8 protein-coding genes and 1 tRNA gene are annotated in these 15471 nt (G+C 47.8%); 2 read left to right on the top strand and 7 right to left on the bottom strand.

Annotated features, from left to right (window positions below; all coding sequences use genetic code 11):
* Window positions 1–34: 34 nt before the first annotated feature.
* Window positions 35–2401, bottom strand: coding sequence for an endonuclease MutS2 (locus tag J2X75_RS01345; protein ID WP_310333860.1), 2367 nt, complete (start codon window positions 2399–2401; stop codon window positions 35–37).
* 187 nt (window positions 2402–2588) lie between these two features.
* On the opposite strand from J2X75_RS01345, the gene J2X75_RS01340 reads away from it, so the two are divergent.
* The gene (locus J2X75_RS01340; protein WP_017689637.1) at window positions 2589–2948 is read left to right on the top strand and encodes a phage holin family protein; all 360 of its coding nucleotides are present in this window, start codon (window positions 2589–2591) and stop codon (window positions 2946–2948) included.
* 217 nt (window positions 2949–3165) lie between these two features.
* Complete coding sequence (locus J2X75_RS01335) at window positions 3166–3561, top strand: cytochrome C oxidase subunit II (protein ID WP_397382916.1); 396 nt, start codon at window positions 3166–3168, stop codon at window positions 3559–3561.
* Between the two features lie 104 nt (window positions 3562–3665).
* Here J2X75_RS01335 and J2X75_RS01330 read toward each other — a convergent pair whose 3' ends face one another.
* The 6 genes from J2X75_RS01330 to J2X75_RS01305 all read right to left on the bottom strand — a co-directional run bounded on the left by J2X75_RS01330 (window position 3666) and on the right by J2X75_RS01305 (window position 15450).
* Window positions 3666–6374, bottom strand: a complete 2709-nt coding sequence (locus J2X75_RS01330; RefSeq protein WP_310333857.1) for a hypothetical protein — start codon at window positions 6372–6374, stop codon at window positions 3666–3668.
* Between the two features lie 138 nt (window positions 6375–6512).
* Window positions 6513–8966: a phenylalanine--tRNA ligase subunit beta gene (pheT, locus tag J2X75_RS01325; RefSeq protein ID WP_310333856.1), complete on the bottom strand. Its 2454-nt coding sequence runs from the start codon at window positions 8964–8966 to the stop codon at window positions 6513–6515.
* A gap of 83 nt (window positions 8967–9049) precedes the next feature.
* The gene (gene pheS / locus J2X75_RS01320) at window positions 9050–10084 is read right to left on the bottom strand and encodes a phenylalanine--tRNA ligase subunit alpha (protein WP_124113690.1); all 1035 of its coding nucleotides are present in this window, start codon (window positions 10082–10084) and stop codon (window positions 9050–9052) included.
* Window positions 10085–10681: 597 nt separating this feature from the next.
* A complete protein-coding gene (gene abc-f / locus J2X75_RS01315; RefSeq protein ID WP_310333855.1) occupies window positions 10682–12574 on the bottom strand; it encodes a ribosomal protection-like ABC-F family protein in 1893 nt (630 codons plus the stop codon).
* Window positions 12575–13092: 518 nt separating this feature from the next.
* A tRNA-Gly gene (locus tag J2X75_RS01310) sits at window positions 13093–13163 on the bottom strand.
* 160 nt (window positions 13164–13323) lie between these two features.
* Window positions 13324–15450 (bottom strand): bifunctional diguanylate cyclase/phosphodiesterase, encoded by a 2127-nt coding sequence (locus J2X75_RS01305; RefSeq protein WP_307538300.1) that lies wholly within the window; start codon window positions 15448–15450, stop codon window positions 13324–13326.
* Window positions 15451–15471 lie beyond the last annotated feature (21 nt).

Raw genomic sequence — 15471 nt, 5'->3', positions numbered from 1 at the left:
TAAGGTCGCAGAATATCATTGATTCATGGACCGGCTATTCCAATTCTGCAACGGTCACACCGTTCCCGCCTTCTCCGTAATTGCCCAGCCGGTAGCTTTTAATATGTTTATGCTTACGCAGGTAATCCTGAATACCGGAACGTAAAATTCCTGTACCTTTACCATGAATAATATAAACTTGGCCCAGGTTGGCAAGGAAAGCTTCATCAATGAACCGATCTGTCTCCATCAGGGCTTCTTCCAGGTTGGTACCACGCAGATCCAATTCACTTTTCACATTGTCATCACGTGTACGTTTCATGCCTGTAACTGGTTTTTGTTTCGGTTTGGCTGCGGGAGCCGATTGCTGCAGTTCCAGGTCATCCAGGGATACTTTCATTTTCATAATCCCCAGTTGTACCATAGCGTCTTTGCTGCCCGACATCTCTACAACATGGCCTTTTTGATTCAAACTGTAGACAAGCACTTCATCACCAGGACCGATGGCACGAGTCTTCGGCGCGGTTGCCGTCTTCTTGACCGTTTTTCTGCGTTTCTCCGGTTCAGCCTCGTCCAGCTGTTTGCGGGCAGCAATGAGTTTGTGCTCCTTCACGGAAGCACCTTCTTCCATAGCCAACAGTCGAAGATCTGCTATAATCTTCTCCGCTTCCGCGCGAGCCTTGTCCACAATGCTGCGTGCATCTTCTTCTGCTTTTTCAATCCGGCGATCACGCTGCTGTTCCAGCTTCTCCAGTTCGGTTTGATGACGACTGCGTAATTTCTCCATATCCTGGCGCAAGTTCTCTGCCTTCTCACGCTCTCGTTCAGCCGTAAGACGGTTCTCTTCAAGAGAAGCAATCATGTGCTCAATCCGTTGATCCTCTTCCTTCACTTCGCCACGGGCGTAGTCGAGAATGTAGCCGGGCAGTCCCAGTCGCTCTGCAATGGCAAATGCATTACTTCGTCCAGGTACACCCACCAGAAGGCGATAGGTTGGACTCAGTGTATTGATGTCAAATTCCATGCTGGCATTAATGACACCTTTACGCTCATATGCGTATGCTTTCAGTTCACTGTAGTGAGTGGTTGCAACCATGCGACATCCCGTCCGGTGCATATGCTCCAGCATGGAGATCGCCAGTGCAGAACCTTCAGCCGGGTCTGTCCCTGCTCCAAGTTCATCGAGCAATACCAAACTTTTTGGCGTCATGTTTTTCAGAATGCGAATGATGTTGGTCATATGACTGGAGAAAGTACTCAGATTCTGCTCGATACTCTGCTCGTCCCCAATGTCTGCATAGATCGCATCAAATACACATAACTGACTGCCATCCTCAGCCGGAACAAATAAACCGGACATTGCCATCAGGCTCAGCAATCCAATCGTTTTGAGCGTTACCGTTTTACCACCCGTATTCGGACCTGTCACGATAATGGATGTGTAATCATTGCCCAGCTCAATGTCGATTGGAACCACGTTTTCGATCGCAATCAGCGGATGCCGACCTTTCTTGAGCTTCAGGAACCCGCGGTCATTCATGCGAGGCAATGTTGCTTTCAGTTCACGAGCCAGACGTGCTTTGGCAAAGATAAAATCAAGTGATCCCAGCAAGTCGACATCATACAACAACCACTCTCCCTGCTCACTGACAAGTGCCGTCAATTTCTGCAAAATAATTTCTATTTCGCGTTCTTCCCGAATCCGGGTTTCACGCAATTTGTTGTTCATGGCAACAATGGATTCCGGCTCAATGAACAATGTCGCACCCGAACCGGATTGATCGTGCACAATCCCGCCAAAGTACGAACGGTATTCAGCTTTCACCGGGATAACAAAACGGTCTCCTCTGATGGTGATGAGCTGATCCTGAAGCATCTTGGATACGGTAGAGGATCGAATCATCGAATCCAGTTTTTCGCGAATCCGCGCTTCTCCGCCTCGCAGCTCACGACGAATCTGCGCCAACGTTACGCTTGCACTGTCGGCAACCTCTGCATTATCGTCAATACAGATTTTGATGGCATCCTCAAGCGTTTTTTGCTCTGACAGTTGATCACTGATATAGAACAAAGATTCGATGGGCTCATCTTCATGCAAAGTACCAATCTGACGTTTCAATCGCCGCGCCGCAAAGGTTGTATTGGATATTCCCAAAAGTTCGTGAGGGTTAAGTGTGCCTCCAATTTCAGCACGTTTGATGGAAGCCGTAATATCTACAATTCCCCCAAACGACGGTGAGCCTTTCAGGCGATCAAATGTGAAGGCTTCATCGGTTTGCTGCAGCAACCGCTTCACTTCTTCAAGTTCACTGCTTGGTTCAAGTTGCTCCGCTTTCTTTTTTCCCATGGTGGTCTGAGCAAAGCTAAGCAATGTATTTAAAATTTTGCGATATTCCAGTGTGTGTAAAATTTTCGTGTCCAAGTGTACAACTCCTTCCAAACTATATCTGTATTATAACGAAAGAAACTTTCTTACGCTATTTAACGAATCCTTCCACACATAACTTCAACCATAGCACCACAAACTACAGGTGTCAGGATTGTGCAACCTCTCCATCCCCTTGGAGTTGCCCTGCTCAGTTCAATCCGAATAAAAGGAGGTAAACACCATGAATTTTCTGGGACATGTCGTGCGATTTATCATCGCTGCAATTGTATTAATGGTGGTTAGCTGGATCGTTCCCGGATTCGCCGTTGGTGGCTTCTGGAGCGCCCTGCTGCTTGCTCTCGTCATTGCCCTGCTCGGCTGGATCGTTGAAGGTATCTTCGGCAAAAGAGTCAACCCGTTTGGTCGCGGTATTGTCGGATTTATCGTTAGCGCACTGGTGATTTGGCTTGGTCAATATGTTGTAGATCATGTTGAAGTCAGCCTGCTCGGTGCCATTCTCGCTGCGTTGGTCATCGGGATTATCGATCTCTTCATCCCGGTATCCACCCCTTTTGATGCCGGACGAAGCTCCAAAAGTTAATCTCCACGTCAACTTAACGTCCCCATGAATTCTCCTAAACCTCTGAAGGCCCTGTGCCGGAAGGGGTTTATTTCATTCGGGCAGTACGCACGCTCTGCCGTACACGTTCAATTTTCAAAAAAACGACATACGTAGCGTGTACAGGCATCCACATATTGCGGTATGATGACTGGAGCAATCATTCAAATTTTATCCATATCACGCTTTAAGGAGGCACATGATGAAGAAAGGCATAACATGGCTTGCTGCCTGTATGTTAATTCTGGTCCTCACTGCATGTGGAGGGACGAAACAGTCCGCAGAATCTGGCAGCAATGGATCCGATGCTGATGCTGGAGTTACAGCCAGTGAAGAATTGGTCATCAAGGCGAGTAACTATGAATTCGATCAACCTGAGTACCATCTTAAAAAAGGCGTTCCGGTTAACATTGTTTATGAAAATGAAAACGGAAATCACGGTATCCTTGTGCCTGAGCTGAATCTTCAACTGGATACCAGAAATAGCTCCAAAGTCATAACCCCGGACAAAGTTGGTGAGTTTGAAATGTCCTGTTCTGTCTTCTGTGGTTCAGGACACAGCAGTATGATCTCCAAAATTATCGTTGAAGAATAGTATTCAAGACAAGGAGCCCCCGCAGCGACGGGAGCTCCTTCTTTAGTATAACAAATTGTACCAGAGTACGTTGCCCACGAGCCAGTTCTGCTACATTCATTCCGCTAGGTCTGGTCCTGTTCAATCAATTCAATCCATTCGTTATATTCCGTCTGCAATTTCGTATATTCATCATGCAACTGACGATATTCCGTGTTCAGCTGCTCTGCCTTCTCCTGCTCCATTTCACGTTCAACCTGTAACAAACGTAATTGATTGGCCGCTAGTTCGTAACGCTCCCCCATCTCAAGCAGTTCAGTTTCCATGATCTCTTTCTCTTGGGTCGCTTCTGTACGTAATTTGTCCAGCTGCTGTCGTTCTTGCTCCAGTCCCTCCAGCAACTCACTACTTGCCGCACTTTCTCTCTTCCAAACCGTTAGTTCATTCTCAAGTGCAGCCCAGCGTTCCTGCCAGGATTGTTCCTGAGCCGCCCATTCATCTGCACGGCGTTGCCATACCTGGTCGTTCTGCTCTGCTTGTTCAACGCTTGAGCGAAGTTCTTCTTCACGTCTTGTCAACTGCTCCAGACGGGATGCCAACTCAGTCTGTTTGGCTGACAGTTCTTCGTATTTGATCTGCCACTCCAACGCTTCTTCCTCAGTCTGGGCTAGCCGGCTCTCTTGCTCCGAGTAGCGCTCGGAAAGTTTAGCTGAAGACTGTCTCGCTTCTTCAAGCACGCTCACAATCTCTTGTTTCTCTTTGCTCAATTCATCCAGCTTGGAACTGTAATTCTCTTCCCGTTGTAATGCATCACTGTAATCATTACGGATTTGTTTATAGTTATCCTGAAGTCGGTTCAGCTCTTCCCGAACAACATTTAGCTCAACTTCAAGCTGATTGCGTTTCTCTTCCAAAAGCTCTGCATCCTTCTGGTATTGCACAGCCTCTTCATGGTTGAAGCGAGACTCTTCCTTCACCACGGACAATTCATCATGAAGGGATTGCACACCAGACTCCAACGTTTCATTTTGTTCAGCAACTTCAAGAATCTGATTCTCCAGGTCTCCAATCTCAGCCATTCGCTGCTCAGCAAGGTCCTTCCAGGACTGCTCACGTTCCGTAAGTGTGCCGATCTCATTCTGCAATGTACGCACCGCAGCATGAGCCTGTTCAAGCACTTTTTGCAGTCTGCGCTGTTCCTCTTCCGACTTCACTTCAGCCTCACGAAGCTTTTGGGCTTCCTGTTCAAGCTGTGCATGTTGCTCCTGAAGTTTGCGTAGCTGTGCTGTGAGAGAGGTTTCTCTATCCACAGTTTCATTATACTTCTGCTTCCATTGTTCCTGTGAATCACGGGATTGCTGGGCAGCCTGTTCCGTTTCACGCAGAAGCTCCTGCAACTGGGAACGGTCCTCTTTCAACTGCTCAAGTTGTTGCTCCAGTTCCGTAATTCGGCGAGTCTGAACTTCCTGCTCCTGTTTACGGACCCCATGCTCATGACGTAACGATTCCAATTGACCACGCTCGTGCTGAAGCTGCTGTTCTTGCTCTGCAACCATGTCCTGTGCACTGATGAGTTGGGTCATTACTTCTTCTAATTGCTCTTCGACATCTAATAGTCGAGTCTCCGCCTGTTTACGTTGTTCCTCAAGTTGCAGCTTGAGCTTGCCCCGTTCTTCTTGCAATAAGGCCTCTGCCGCCGCTTCGGCTGCTTTCGCCTGGGACGCTGCTGCTTCCTTGGCTTGCTGCAATTGTTCCTCGAGGGCTGCTTCTTTCTCCATCCATTCGAGTTCCAACTGCTCGGATAACGCCTTGAACTCCGCATTCAACTGATTTATCTCAGTCAGGCGCTTCTGCTCCGCTTGTTCCTGCAAGTCAGCCCGCTCCTGATTCGCTCGATCCGTCAGAGCCTGAGTCTGTTCCAGCGCTTTTTCTTCAGCCTGCTGGAGCCGAAGTTCCATCTGTTGCTTAAGTTCGTTATATTGCAGCGCTGCTTCTTCCTGAGCTTTCTTCAGGTTGTTCTCAGCCTGTTCCAACTCTAACAGAATGGCAGACTCGGCTTCTTCCTTGGCTGTCTGAACCTGCTGCGCAGCTTTGGCTTCAATCTGTTGACGTTCTGCAACGGCACGGCTTTCGGCTTCTTTTAATTGAGCTGCAGTCTTGTCCTGCAACTCTTTATATTGCGCCGCAGCTTTGGCCTGCGCCTGCTGCAATTCAGCTGCAGAACGGTTCTGAGCTTCTTTGAGCTGGGAAGCAGCCTGTGCCTGTGCATTTTTAAGCTGGTTAGACGCTTTCTCTTCCATTTCCTTCAGCTGTTTCGTTCCCTTGGCTTCTGCTTCCTTCAGTTGTGCCGTCGCTTGAGCCTGCAATTTCTGCACTCGCTCCGTTGCTTGAGCGCGTTCTTGCTCCAGCAGCTTATTCAACTTGGCTATCTCTGAATTTTTGTCCGATTCGGACTTTTGCAACGCCTGCTCTGCTTCAATCTTCAGCTTTTGCAAATCAGCAAGAGCCTGGTCACGCCGTTCCAATTCTTGTTGATGTTCATTTTGTATGGCGTTTAACCGATTCAATTCGTTTCTCAGTTCTGTACGTTCTCCAGTAAGCATCTTCAGTTCATTACGGATTTCCTGAGTCTGAAGAGACTGTTCAGCCATATGTACAGCCGCCAGTACCGCAATACGCGGAGTATCCAGACGGGAATTTTGCTTGGAGATTGCGCCCATACGCTCATCTACCAGGTTAGCTACTTGTTTCATATAGTCGGCACTGCTGCCAACCAGTTTATAGGAAGTCCCGTAGATCTCTACGGTGACGCGTGTACGATCAGGTGTAGTCACAGTTGTGCCCTCCTTCAAGTCTGTATGTTGATTCTAAGCTGTAATCACAAAAAAGTCACATCGATCCTCTAATGCTAAGGATTCGATGTGACTTCAAACAATTCCTGCTAATCTTTGTTCAAAAAATCTTCTTTTGTCCTATTTACGCAATTCCGCTCCGAATTGCTCTTCCAGACGAGCCACTACACGGGCATGAACTTCAGTAACTTCCTCATCGGTCAGTGTACGTTCACGATTCCGGTATACCAGTGCCATCGCCACGCTCTTCTTGTTTTCACCCAGTTTACTGCCAGTAAACACATCGAATACCTGTACGTTTTGTAACAATTCACCCGCCGATTCACGAATGGCGCGCAGCAAATCTCCAGCTTCAACATCCTCATTCACAACAACCGCGATATCACGTTCCATGGCTGGGAAACGCGGAAGCTCACGATAACGAATGTCAGCGTCTGCTTCGCTGTAGATCGATTCAAGTGCAATCTCTGCGATGTACACATCATTCAGATCATACTGCTGTTGCAGTTCCGGATGCAATTGACCCAATGTACCGATCAATGTGCCTTCCCCGCCATCCTTGCCTTCCAGGTAAACCGATGCGGAACGTCCCGGATGGAATCCTTCAGGGCTGTTTGCTACCAAGCGAATGCGTTGTTCAAGCCCCACATAGGCGAACAGATGCTCAAGAGCACCTTTCAGATCGAAGAAGTCTACTTTCTCCGCTCCAACATTCCACTGCTGGCTTGCACGATTCCCGGTGAGCAGCAGCCCCAGTACTGGGATTTCATGCGGTTGCTTGGTCAACTGATCTTCTTCGGTGAAGAACACATTGCCCACTTCAAATACAGCCAGTGAATCCTGTTTACGGTTCATGTTATACACCGCTGCATCCAGCATTTGCGACAAAATACTCGTACGAAGCACACTGCGGTCCTCACTCATAGGCATCGCGAGTTTCACGGCTTTACTTCCTTGTGTCAACGCCGGGAACAGGGTCGCTTTATCCGGGTGTACAAAGGAGTAACTGATCATTTCCTGCCAGCCACTGCCTGAGAGCAATCCACGAATCGTGTGACGCATCGCTTGAGAGCGTGTATATGCCCCTGGAGTCGTCGGTCCTTCAATCCATGTGGTTGGAATGTTGTCGTATCCGTACAGGCGTGCAATCTCTTCAAACAAGTCTACATCGAGCGTAATATCCCCTCTGCGTGTTGGCACTTCCACATCCAGCAATCCTTGATCAGCATCACCACATGCAAAGTGCAAGCGAGCGAAGATGGTTTTTACCTCAAGCAAAGACAGATCGGTTCCCAGATAACGATTCAGTCGGTCCAGCGACAATTGAATTACACGTTTCTCCGCAGCTTCTGCTCCAGCTTCCACGATTCCTTGGTGCACTTCACCTTCAGCATAACGCTGAATCAGTTCAGCCGCACGATCCAAAGCCGTAATCACCGCACCCGGGTCTACTTCCTTCTCAAAACGCATGCTTGCTTCGGAACGCAGCCCCAGTTGGCGCGACGTTTTCCGAACGGTTCCGCCGTCGAACTTGGCGGATTCCAGCAACAGATTCACCGTACCTTCCGATACCTCGGAATTCTCGCCACCCATAACCCCAGCGATGGCTACTGGTTTCACGCCATCTGTGATAAGCAACATATGTGGCTCCAGCTTACGCTCTTGGCCATCCAACGTAACAATCGTTTCGCCTTCGTTGGCCATCCGCACTTCAATATGGCCTTTTTCCAGCTTATCCGCATCAAATGCATGTAGCGGTTGGCCGTATTCCAGCATGACATAGTTCGTGATATCAACGATGTTATTGATCGGACGAACACCAGCAGCCATCAGACGGTTTTGCATCCAAAGCGGGGAAGCACCCAGCTTAATGCCAGTTACATAACGAGCTGCATAGTGACTGCATTGCTCCTGTGCATTAATCTCTACAGAGATATGATTCGCAGCTGCATCTCCAACTTCAACCAGTTGGTCTTTGGGACTCGGCAGCTTCACTTCACGACCCAAGATAGCACCCACCTCATAGGCAGCACCACGCATGCTGAGACAGTCGGAACGGTTCGGTGTCAGGTCCAGTTCAAGCACATGATCGTCGAGACCAAGAACCTGGCTGATTGGCGTGCCAACCTCCGTTTGTTCTGGCAGAACGAGAATACCTTCCTGCTGATCTTTTGGCAGCAATTTGTCGTTCATGCCCAGCTCTTTGGCGGAACAGATCATGCCAAGGGAGACAACACCGCGCAGTTTGGCTTTTTTGATATCCAATCCACCAGGGAGCTTCGCTCCAACCAGGGCTACGACTACTTTTTGGCCTGCATCCACATTTTTCGCACCACACACGATCTGCAGATCTTCTTCCTGGCCGGCATCGATGACACATACATTCAGTTTGTCTGCATCCGGGTGTTTCTCCTTGCTCTTCACATATCCCACAACAACTTTATTTACGCCCTTGTTGCGGTTCTCCACTACATCAATTTCGACACCCGCACGGGTGATTTTCTCCGCCAATTCCTGTGGCGTCACACCTTCAAGGGAAATATAATCAGACAGCCAATCTGTCGATACTCTCATGGACGTTCACTTCCTTCATCTATAAATTGGTGTTCCCGGTTCATAACGCTTGCTCTATATACGTTGATCTATTTATTGTAAAGTTACAGCCGTCCGAATTGCTTCAGGAAGGTCAGATCACTGTTGTAGAAGTGACGGATATCATCGACTCCATACTTCAGCATGGCGATACGTTCTACGCCCATTCCGAATGCAAAACCACTGTATTTCTCCGGATCATAACCACCCATTTCCAGTACTTTCGGGTGAACCATACCGCCGCCCAAAATTTCGAGCCAGCCTGTTTGTTTACATACCCGACAGCCGCTACCGCCACATTGTACACAAGTTACATCCACTTCCGCGCTTGGCTCTGTGAACGGGAAGAAACTTGGACGCAGACGAATTTCCGTGTGGGAACCGAACATTTCGCGCACGAATTGCAGCAGGGTCCCTTTCAGATCGCTCATACGAATGTTTTCGCTAATGACCAATCCTTCAACCTGGTTGAATTGGAAAGAGTGCGTCGCATCGTCGTCATCACGGCGGTATACTTTACCTGGGCAGATGACTTTGACAGGCACTTCGCCCTTCATGCTCTGCATGGTACGTACTTGAACCGGCGATGTATGGGTACGCATCAACAAGTCTTCGGTAACATAGAAGGAATCCTGCATATCGCGCGCCGGGTGATTCTTCGGTAGATTCAATGCTTCAAAGTTGTAATAATCCATTTCGACTTCAGGACCTTCCGCAATGCGGTATCCCATACCGATGAAAATATCTTCGATCTCCTGTACCACTTTGGTCAGTGGGTGCAGTCCGCCTTGACGTCCACGACGTCCTGGCAGGGTCACATCAATTTTCTCGGATTGCAGACGCTTCGCTGTCTCTTCCTTCTGGAACTGATCCTGCTTGCTGTCGATGACTTCCTCAATGGCAGCCCGAACATCGTTGGCTACTTGACCAATAACTGGACGTTCCTCCGCACTAAGCGCACCCATACCACGCAAAATCTCAGTTAATGCACCCTTTTTCCCCAAATACTTTACACGCAGATCACCGAGCGTCTGCGGATCATTCACACCAGACAACTGCTCCAGCGCTTCGATCTTCAATGCCTCTAAACGTTCTTTCATGTGTAATTGCCCCCTTTTTGTGGTGTTTTTGCAACAAAAAAAGGCCTTCTCTCCCCTGAAGGGACGAAAAGACCGTGGTACCACCCTTGTTAGACATCCATTGCTGCGTGGCCCTTCTGGCCTGCAACCGGTTCTGTCTCACTTTGTACGGAATAACGACCGTTAACCGTTTGCCCCTACTGTTGCCTCTGTGTCTGCACACAAACAGGTTCAGGGAACCGCTTCGGAGTGAATTTCGGCAGCCTTGTTCTACAGAAACGCTCTCAATCTACGGCGCTTCCTCCCTGTCCAGAGGCACTGCTTACTTGTCTCCATCATCACGTTTACTTGTTAGTTAAACCTCTAGAGGTTGTCAAAAAGTCCGCTTTTGATTACGAATGATGCCTGGCGGCATCATCAGCATCGAATATGGCATTCAGCCGAAATGTCCGTTGCTCACGTAGTTTTCCCTACGCTCCGCTACTCCATTTCTATCTTCATCCCATCTTCTTGGTCCTGAAAACCGATCTTTTTGAACACATACCCATATCGATATAATCATCGATGATCGTTCATAATTATATGCAAAATAGATCGAAATAGCAAGCCGTCCATGTTCTAATTTATGCTTGCACCCTTATCTTTCAATTGTTTTAGGCGCTGCTGGATTTCGCGAATCTCAGCTGCCTCGACTGCTCGCTCATTCGATTGCTCGCGCTGTGTCAGAATGTCTTTTCCAGCATTGCTCACAGGAGACAGCAACTCCGACAGGCGCATCTCCAATCGCAACCTCTCGTCATCGGATTCCCGAGTCTCCAGCGCCACCTTCCGAAGTTTGGTGGACTGCTCCCAATCCGTCACGCCTCCTTCAAACAGAGTTGCTGTGCCTCCAGCCTCCAGATCGCACAATCGATTCGCGAGTGTCTTTGTCAGCATCCGGTCATGGGATACAAGCACCAAAGCACCTGAAGCCTGTTTTAATACATTCTCCATGACTTCCTGGGTATCAATGTCCAGATAGTTCGTCGGTTCGTCCAGCACTAGCAGATTTGCTCCGCCAAAATACAATCTCAAAAATGCCACTCTGCACTTTTCCCCCATGCTCAAATCCCCAATGCGCTTGAACACATCATCTCTGGAAAACAGAAAACATCCCAGAATGGTCCGTGCCGCACTTTGTGTCATGGATGGAAGGGTAAGCAAGCTGTCCAGCAGGGTCAGATGCTCGGGAAGTCCCTCCAGTTCCTGTGAAAAGTAACCGATTCTCAGCTGTGGATGCCGTGTGACCTTGCCTTGCGAAGGTTCCAGCTCACCAATCATCAGCTTCAACAGTGTAGTTTTTCCTGTTCCATTGGGGCCTCTTACGGCAAGACGGTCTCCGCGTTCCACAGTAATTCGAAGATCACGCAGCAATGGTTTCTCTCCCGTATATGAAAAACTCACCTCTTCGAGTGCAAGAAGCTGGCGTGCAGCGAGTGGATTCATCTGTAATTCCATGTTCAACTTTGCAGCTTCACGAGGTTTATCCACCCGTTCCCGCTCCAAACGCTCCAGCTGTTTTTGTTTCGCATGGTATCGTGAAATATTTTTGTTGGCTTTGGCCTTGTAGAAGCTCTGGGTGATCTTCACCTCCACATCGGTTGCCGAATTATGCGCTTTATGGAACCATTCCTGATAATTTCGAATCGTTTCTTCCAGCGCCTTACGTTCCAATTCCTGCCTGCGGTAGATCGTTTCCTGTTCGCGTAATTCACGCTCTTTGTGGATCTTGTAGTCGGAGTATCCGCCCTTGTATTTGGTCAGGGCATCTGGACTGAACTCAATGACTCCTGTTGCTACCTGATCAATAAACGTACGATCGTGTGATACAAATAACAGCGTACCTTCATATGAGGATAACCACTCTTCAAGCCAGCGCATGCTTCCCTCATCCAGATGATTCGTCGGTTCATCTAGAATCAGGAATTTGGGTTTGCTGACAAGCAGTCCTGCCAAACGAGCCTTTGTTTTTTGTCCACCGCTCAAGGAATGATAGGGTCTATTCCAATGCTCTGCGGATAATCCAAGGCGAGTCAGTACTTTCTCTACCTCAGTCTCCCACATATAACCGTTCAACTGTTCATATTGCTCCATCACTTGTGTATAAGCTGCAAGCAGCTCTTCATCCGCTTCAGTGCTGATGCTCAGACGTTGTTCCAGTTCTTCCAAGTTCCGTTTTACTTCATAGATCTGACCGCTCTCACGCCGGACCGCATCCAGTACATTCATCCCGGCCTCAATCTCCGAGCGCTGGCGCATGAACCCCCATTCCTGCTGAGGGATATGACGTTCAATCCTTCCGCCACCATGCTCCTCACCCAAAATGATGCGTAACAACGTTGTCTTGCCGCATCCGTTTCGACCCAGAATGGCGAGTCGTTCGCCCTCATTAATCTCCAAATTCAATCCTGTAAACAATTCATTACCGTTCCACTCTTTTGATACTTCATGTAAGCGTACCAATGTCATCATGAGGCCTCATCCTTCCTGCATCCTTTTTGCTGAACAAAAAAAACCGCTGGCATCAGCCGGCGGTTTGGCAATTCAGGGTTGGACCAAGCATTCAAAGACAGATCTAAGGTAAGCTACGGCATGAACAAATAAACCCCAAACACAGGGTACACGTAAACCTTCAAGGCTCACTTGTTCCATACCTTTTCCCATAGCTGAATTTGGACACACGAATCCCCTCATTGCTCAGCCGCTCTGGCTGACTGCGTCATAAAACCGTCTGCAGTTAACTGGGGTTCAATTCATGTGTTTTACTTCATGGGACGTATGGTTACCTCTCATTCATGTGTAGTATCAATTTCTCCGTTATTGTACCAGATCATTGTAAAAAAGCAAAGGTTATATAAATTAAACTAAAGAATACTTACTTACTCGCCACTCCGATGACAAAACAACCTTCTGATTACTTTTATTCTCAATTTTCTTTCAAGACAGAAAAAAAGCCCTTGCATCGCAAGGACTCCGGTACTGCTTCGTTAAGCGGGTGATGGGAATCGAACCCACGCTATTAGCTTGGAAGGCTAAAGTTCTACCATTGAACTACACCCGCATGATTGAAGATTTAAATGTTAAGTTCCTTAGGAATTTAACAGTGATTTTACAAATAATAATATACCATGATCCTCTATAGCATGCAAGTCATATTTCCCATTTTTTTCATTACGCATGCATCAAAAAAAGCAGGAGCACCCTCGCGCCCCCGCTGTTCCCTAGCCTGTAGGCTTATCCACATCCCTCAAAAACTGCTTTTCAAATTCAGCGGCTTTAATCGGTTTGCTGAAGAAATACCCCTGTGCCTCGTGACAGTGTTGATTGCGAAGAAAGACCATCTGATCTTCGTTTTCCACACCCTCAGCTGTGACTTTCAGTTGTAAATGATGCGCCATTGAAGTGATGGTAGATACGATCGCAGCGTTATTACTGTCCTCCATGACTTCATTAACGAATGAACGGTCAATCTTGAGCCGATCAATCGGCAGGTCCTTCAGATAGTGCAACGAGCTGTATCCCGTTCCAAAATCATCAATACTGATATGCACACCAATTTCTTTGATTTTGCGCAATTGTTCGAATGACCGGTCTTTATCAAATGTCATGCTCTCTGTAATCTCCAGTTCAAGCCATACAGGTTCTAGTCCCGTCTCTTTGAGAATGCCATTGATATTGTCCAACAAATGGGAGTGCCTGAATTGTCTCATCGACAGATTCACCGAAACACACAGTTTACGATAACCGGCTTCCTGCCACTGTTTGTTCTGTGCACACGCTTCACGAAGCACCCATTCGCCAAGTGGCACAATGAGCCCACTCTCTTCTGCCAGAGGAATAAATTCCGCCGGAGATACCGAGCCTCGCTGCGGATGCTGCCAACGCACCAAGGCTTCCATGCCAACGATTAGCCCACTTTGCAGATTAACCTGCGGCTGGTAGACCAGGTAGAACTGACCTCGATCCAACGCCTTGCGCAGATCATTCTCAAGCTGCAAACGCTCCTGTGCCTTCATCTGCATCGCATGGGCAAAACGATTCAGTTCCATTCCTTGTTCCTTAGCACTGTGCAAAGCCGTATCTGCATTCTGAATAATCTCCAGTGGTGACTCCCCATCATGCGGGAAAATGGCCATCCCGATCCCAAGTGTAAGATGATACTCATTGCCATCAACCAAGACGGGCTTCTCAAAAAGTTGCAAAATGGATCTTGTCCGGCGCAGCGCCGTATCGGTTGAACTGAAATCTGTCATCGTTAATGCAAACTCATCTCTTCCCAATCCAAAGACTTCTTCTCCTGGAAGTGACAAATGTTTCAGTCGTTGACCTACCTGACGCAAAACCCGGTTAGCTGCTTGCTGTCCAAGCGAATCATTAATGGTTTTGAACCGATTAATATTCAGGACCAATACACCAACAAGCTGTTCCTGCACCACGGCATCATCCATCATCTTTTTCAACCGCTGTGAAAGGCGACGACGGTTTGGAAGTCCCGTTACATCATCATGATGAGCAATATAGTTCATCTTGGCTTCCGCGACCTGCTGTTGCAGGAAAGGCGTGTCCACTACGGACGTATACAGCCCTTTTTGAATAAAAAAATATGCCATACAATTACTCAGCAATCCTAATAACAGATTGAGATCGTTCACCCCAGTTGCTGAAACAAAATAACATTCACCAAAAAAGAAACACAGAATGCCACATAGAATGGTTGGTAAATCACCGTCTTTGGTTTTTTTCCATTGAACAAACAAAAGAACTGCAATAATGCCATAGAGCAATCCGACCATAAGATGAACTCGGGTAAAGATACCACCAAGCACTTCGCCATCAAGCATACTTGGCAACATGCTCCATTCCTGAATAGCCAGTATGTACAAAATAACAAAGGTACCCAATGTCCCACTGAACAGTAAGAATTTGCGTGGTAATGCAATTTCTTTCTCATTTAAGGTATACACGAGCAGTAAACCTACGGAACATACCAAAGATCCCATGGTTGACATCATTAAGGAGAACTCCGATTCCATCATGGCTCCATTTGGAATCTCTTCTGCAAATGAAACAATATGAACCAGTTCAAACAGACCAATCAATAAAAAGAGTGTTGTCAATAATGTCCTCCGAAGAGTTAGCTTCTGTGTCCGAAACAACCAGCTTTGATTGTAGATGCCGATACAAGCCGCTGCCGCAGCGAATCCACCCAAGAGTGTCAAAACCGGGTAACCCGAAATGATCAGATCAGAGCTTGAAGAAGAACGAAACCATTGACTTGCGAGGAAACACAATAAGCCGCACACAGCGACCCAACTTATTTTTCTCTGATCTTGCAGATTAACCTTCATGCCGTGTTTTCCTTCCCGGGA

It is taken from the genome of Paenibacillus sp. 2003 (assembly GCF_031455635.1).
GTDB classification, from domain to species: domain Bacteria; phylum Bacillota; class Bacilli; order Paenibacillales; family Paenibacillaceae; genus Paenibacillus; species Paenibacillus amylolyticus_B.
The sequence above is the reverse complement of the archived record's forward strand: the minus strand, read 5'-3'. Positions and strand labels throughout refer to the sequence as shown.

Coding starts and splice junctions, on each gene's coding strand:
- abc-f (WP_310333855.1), bottom strand. CDS start 12,574: ATGATGACATTGGTACGCTTACATGAAGTATCAAAAGAGTGGAACGGT.
- pheS (WP_124113690.1), bottom strand. CDS start 10,084: ATGAAAGAACGTTTAGAGGCATTGAAGATCGAAGCGCTGGAGCAGTTG.
- J2X75_RS01305 (WP_307538300.1), bottom strand. CDS start 15,450: ATGAAGGTTAATCTGCAAGATCAGAGAAAAATAAGTTGGGTCGCTGTG.
- J2X75_RS01335 (WP_397382916.1), top strand. CDS start 3,166: ATGATGAAGAAAGGCATAACATGGCTTGCTGCCTGTATGTTAATTCTG.
- pheT (WP_310333856.1), bottom strand. CDS start 8,966: ATGAGAGTATCGACAGATTGGCTGTCTGATTATATTTCCCTTGAAGGT.
- J2X75_RS01340 (WP_017689637.1), top strand. CDS start 2,589: ATGAATTTTCTGGGACATGTCGTGCGATTTATCATCGCTGCAATTGTA.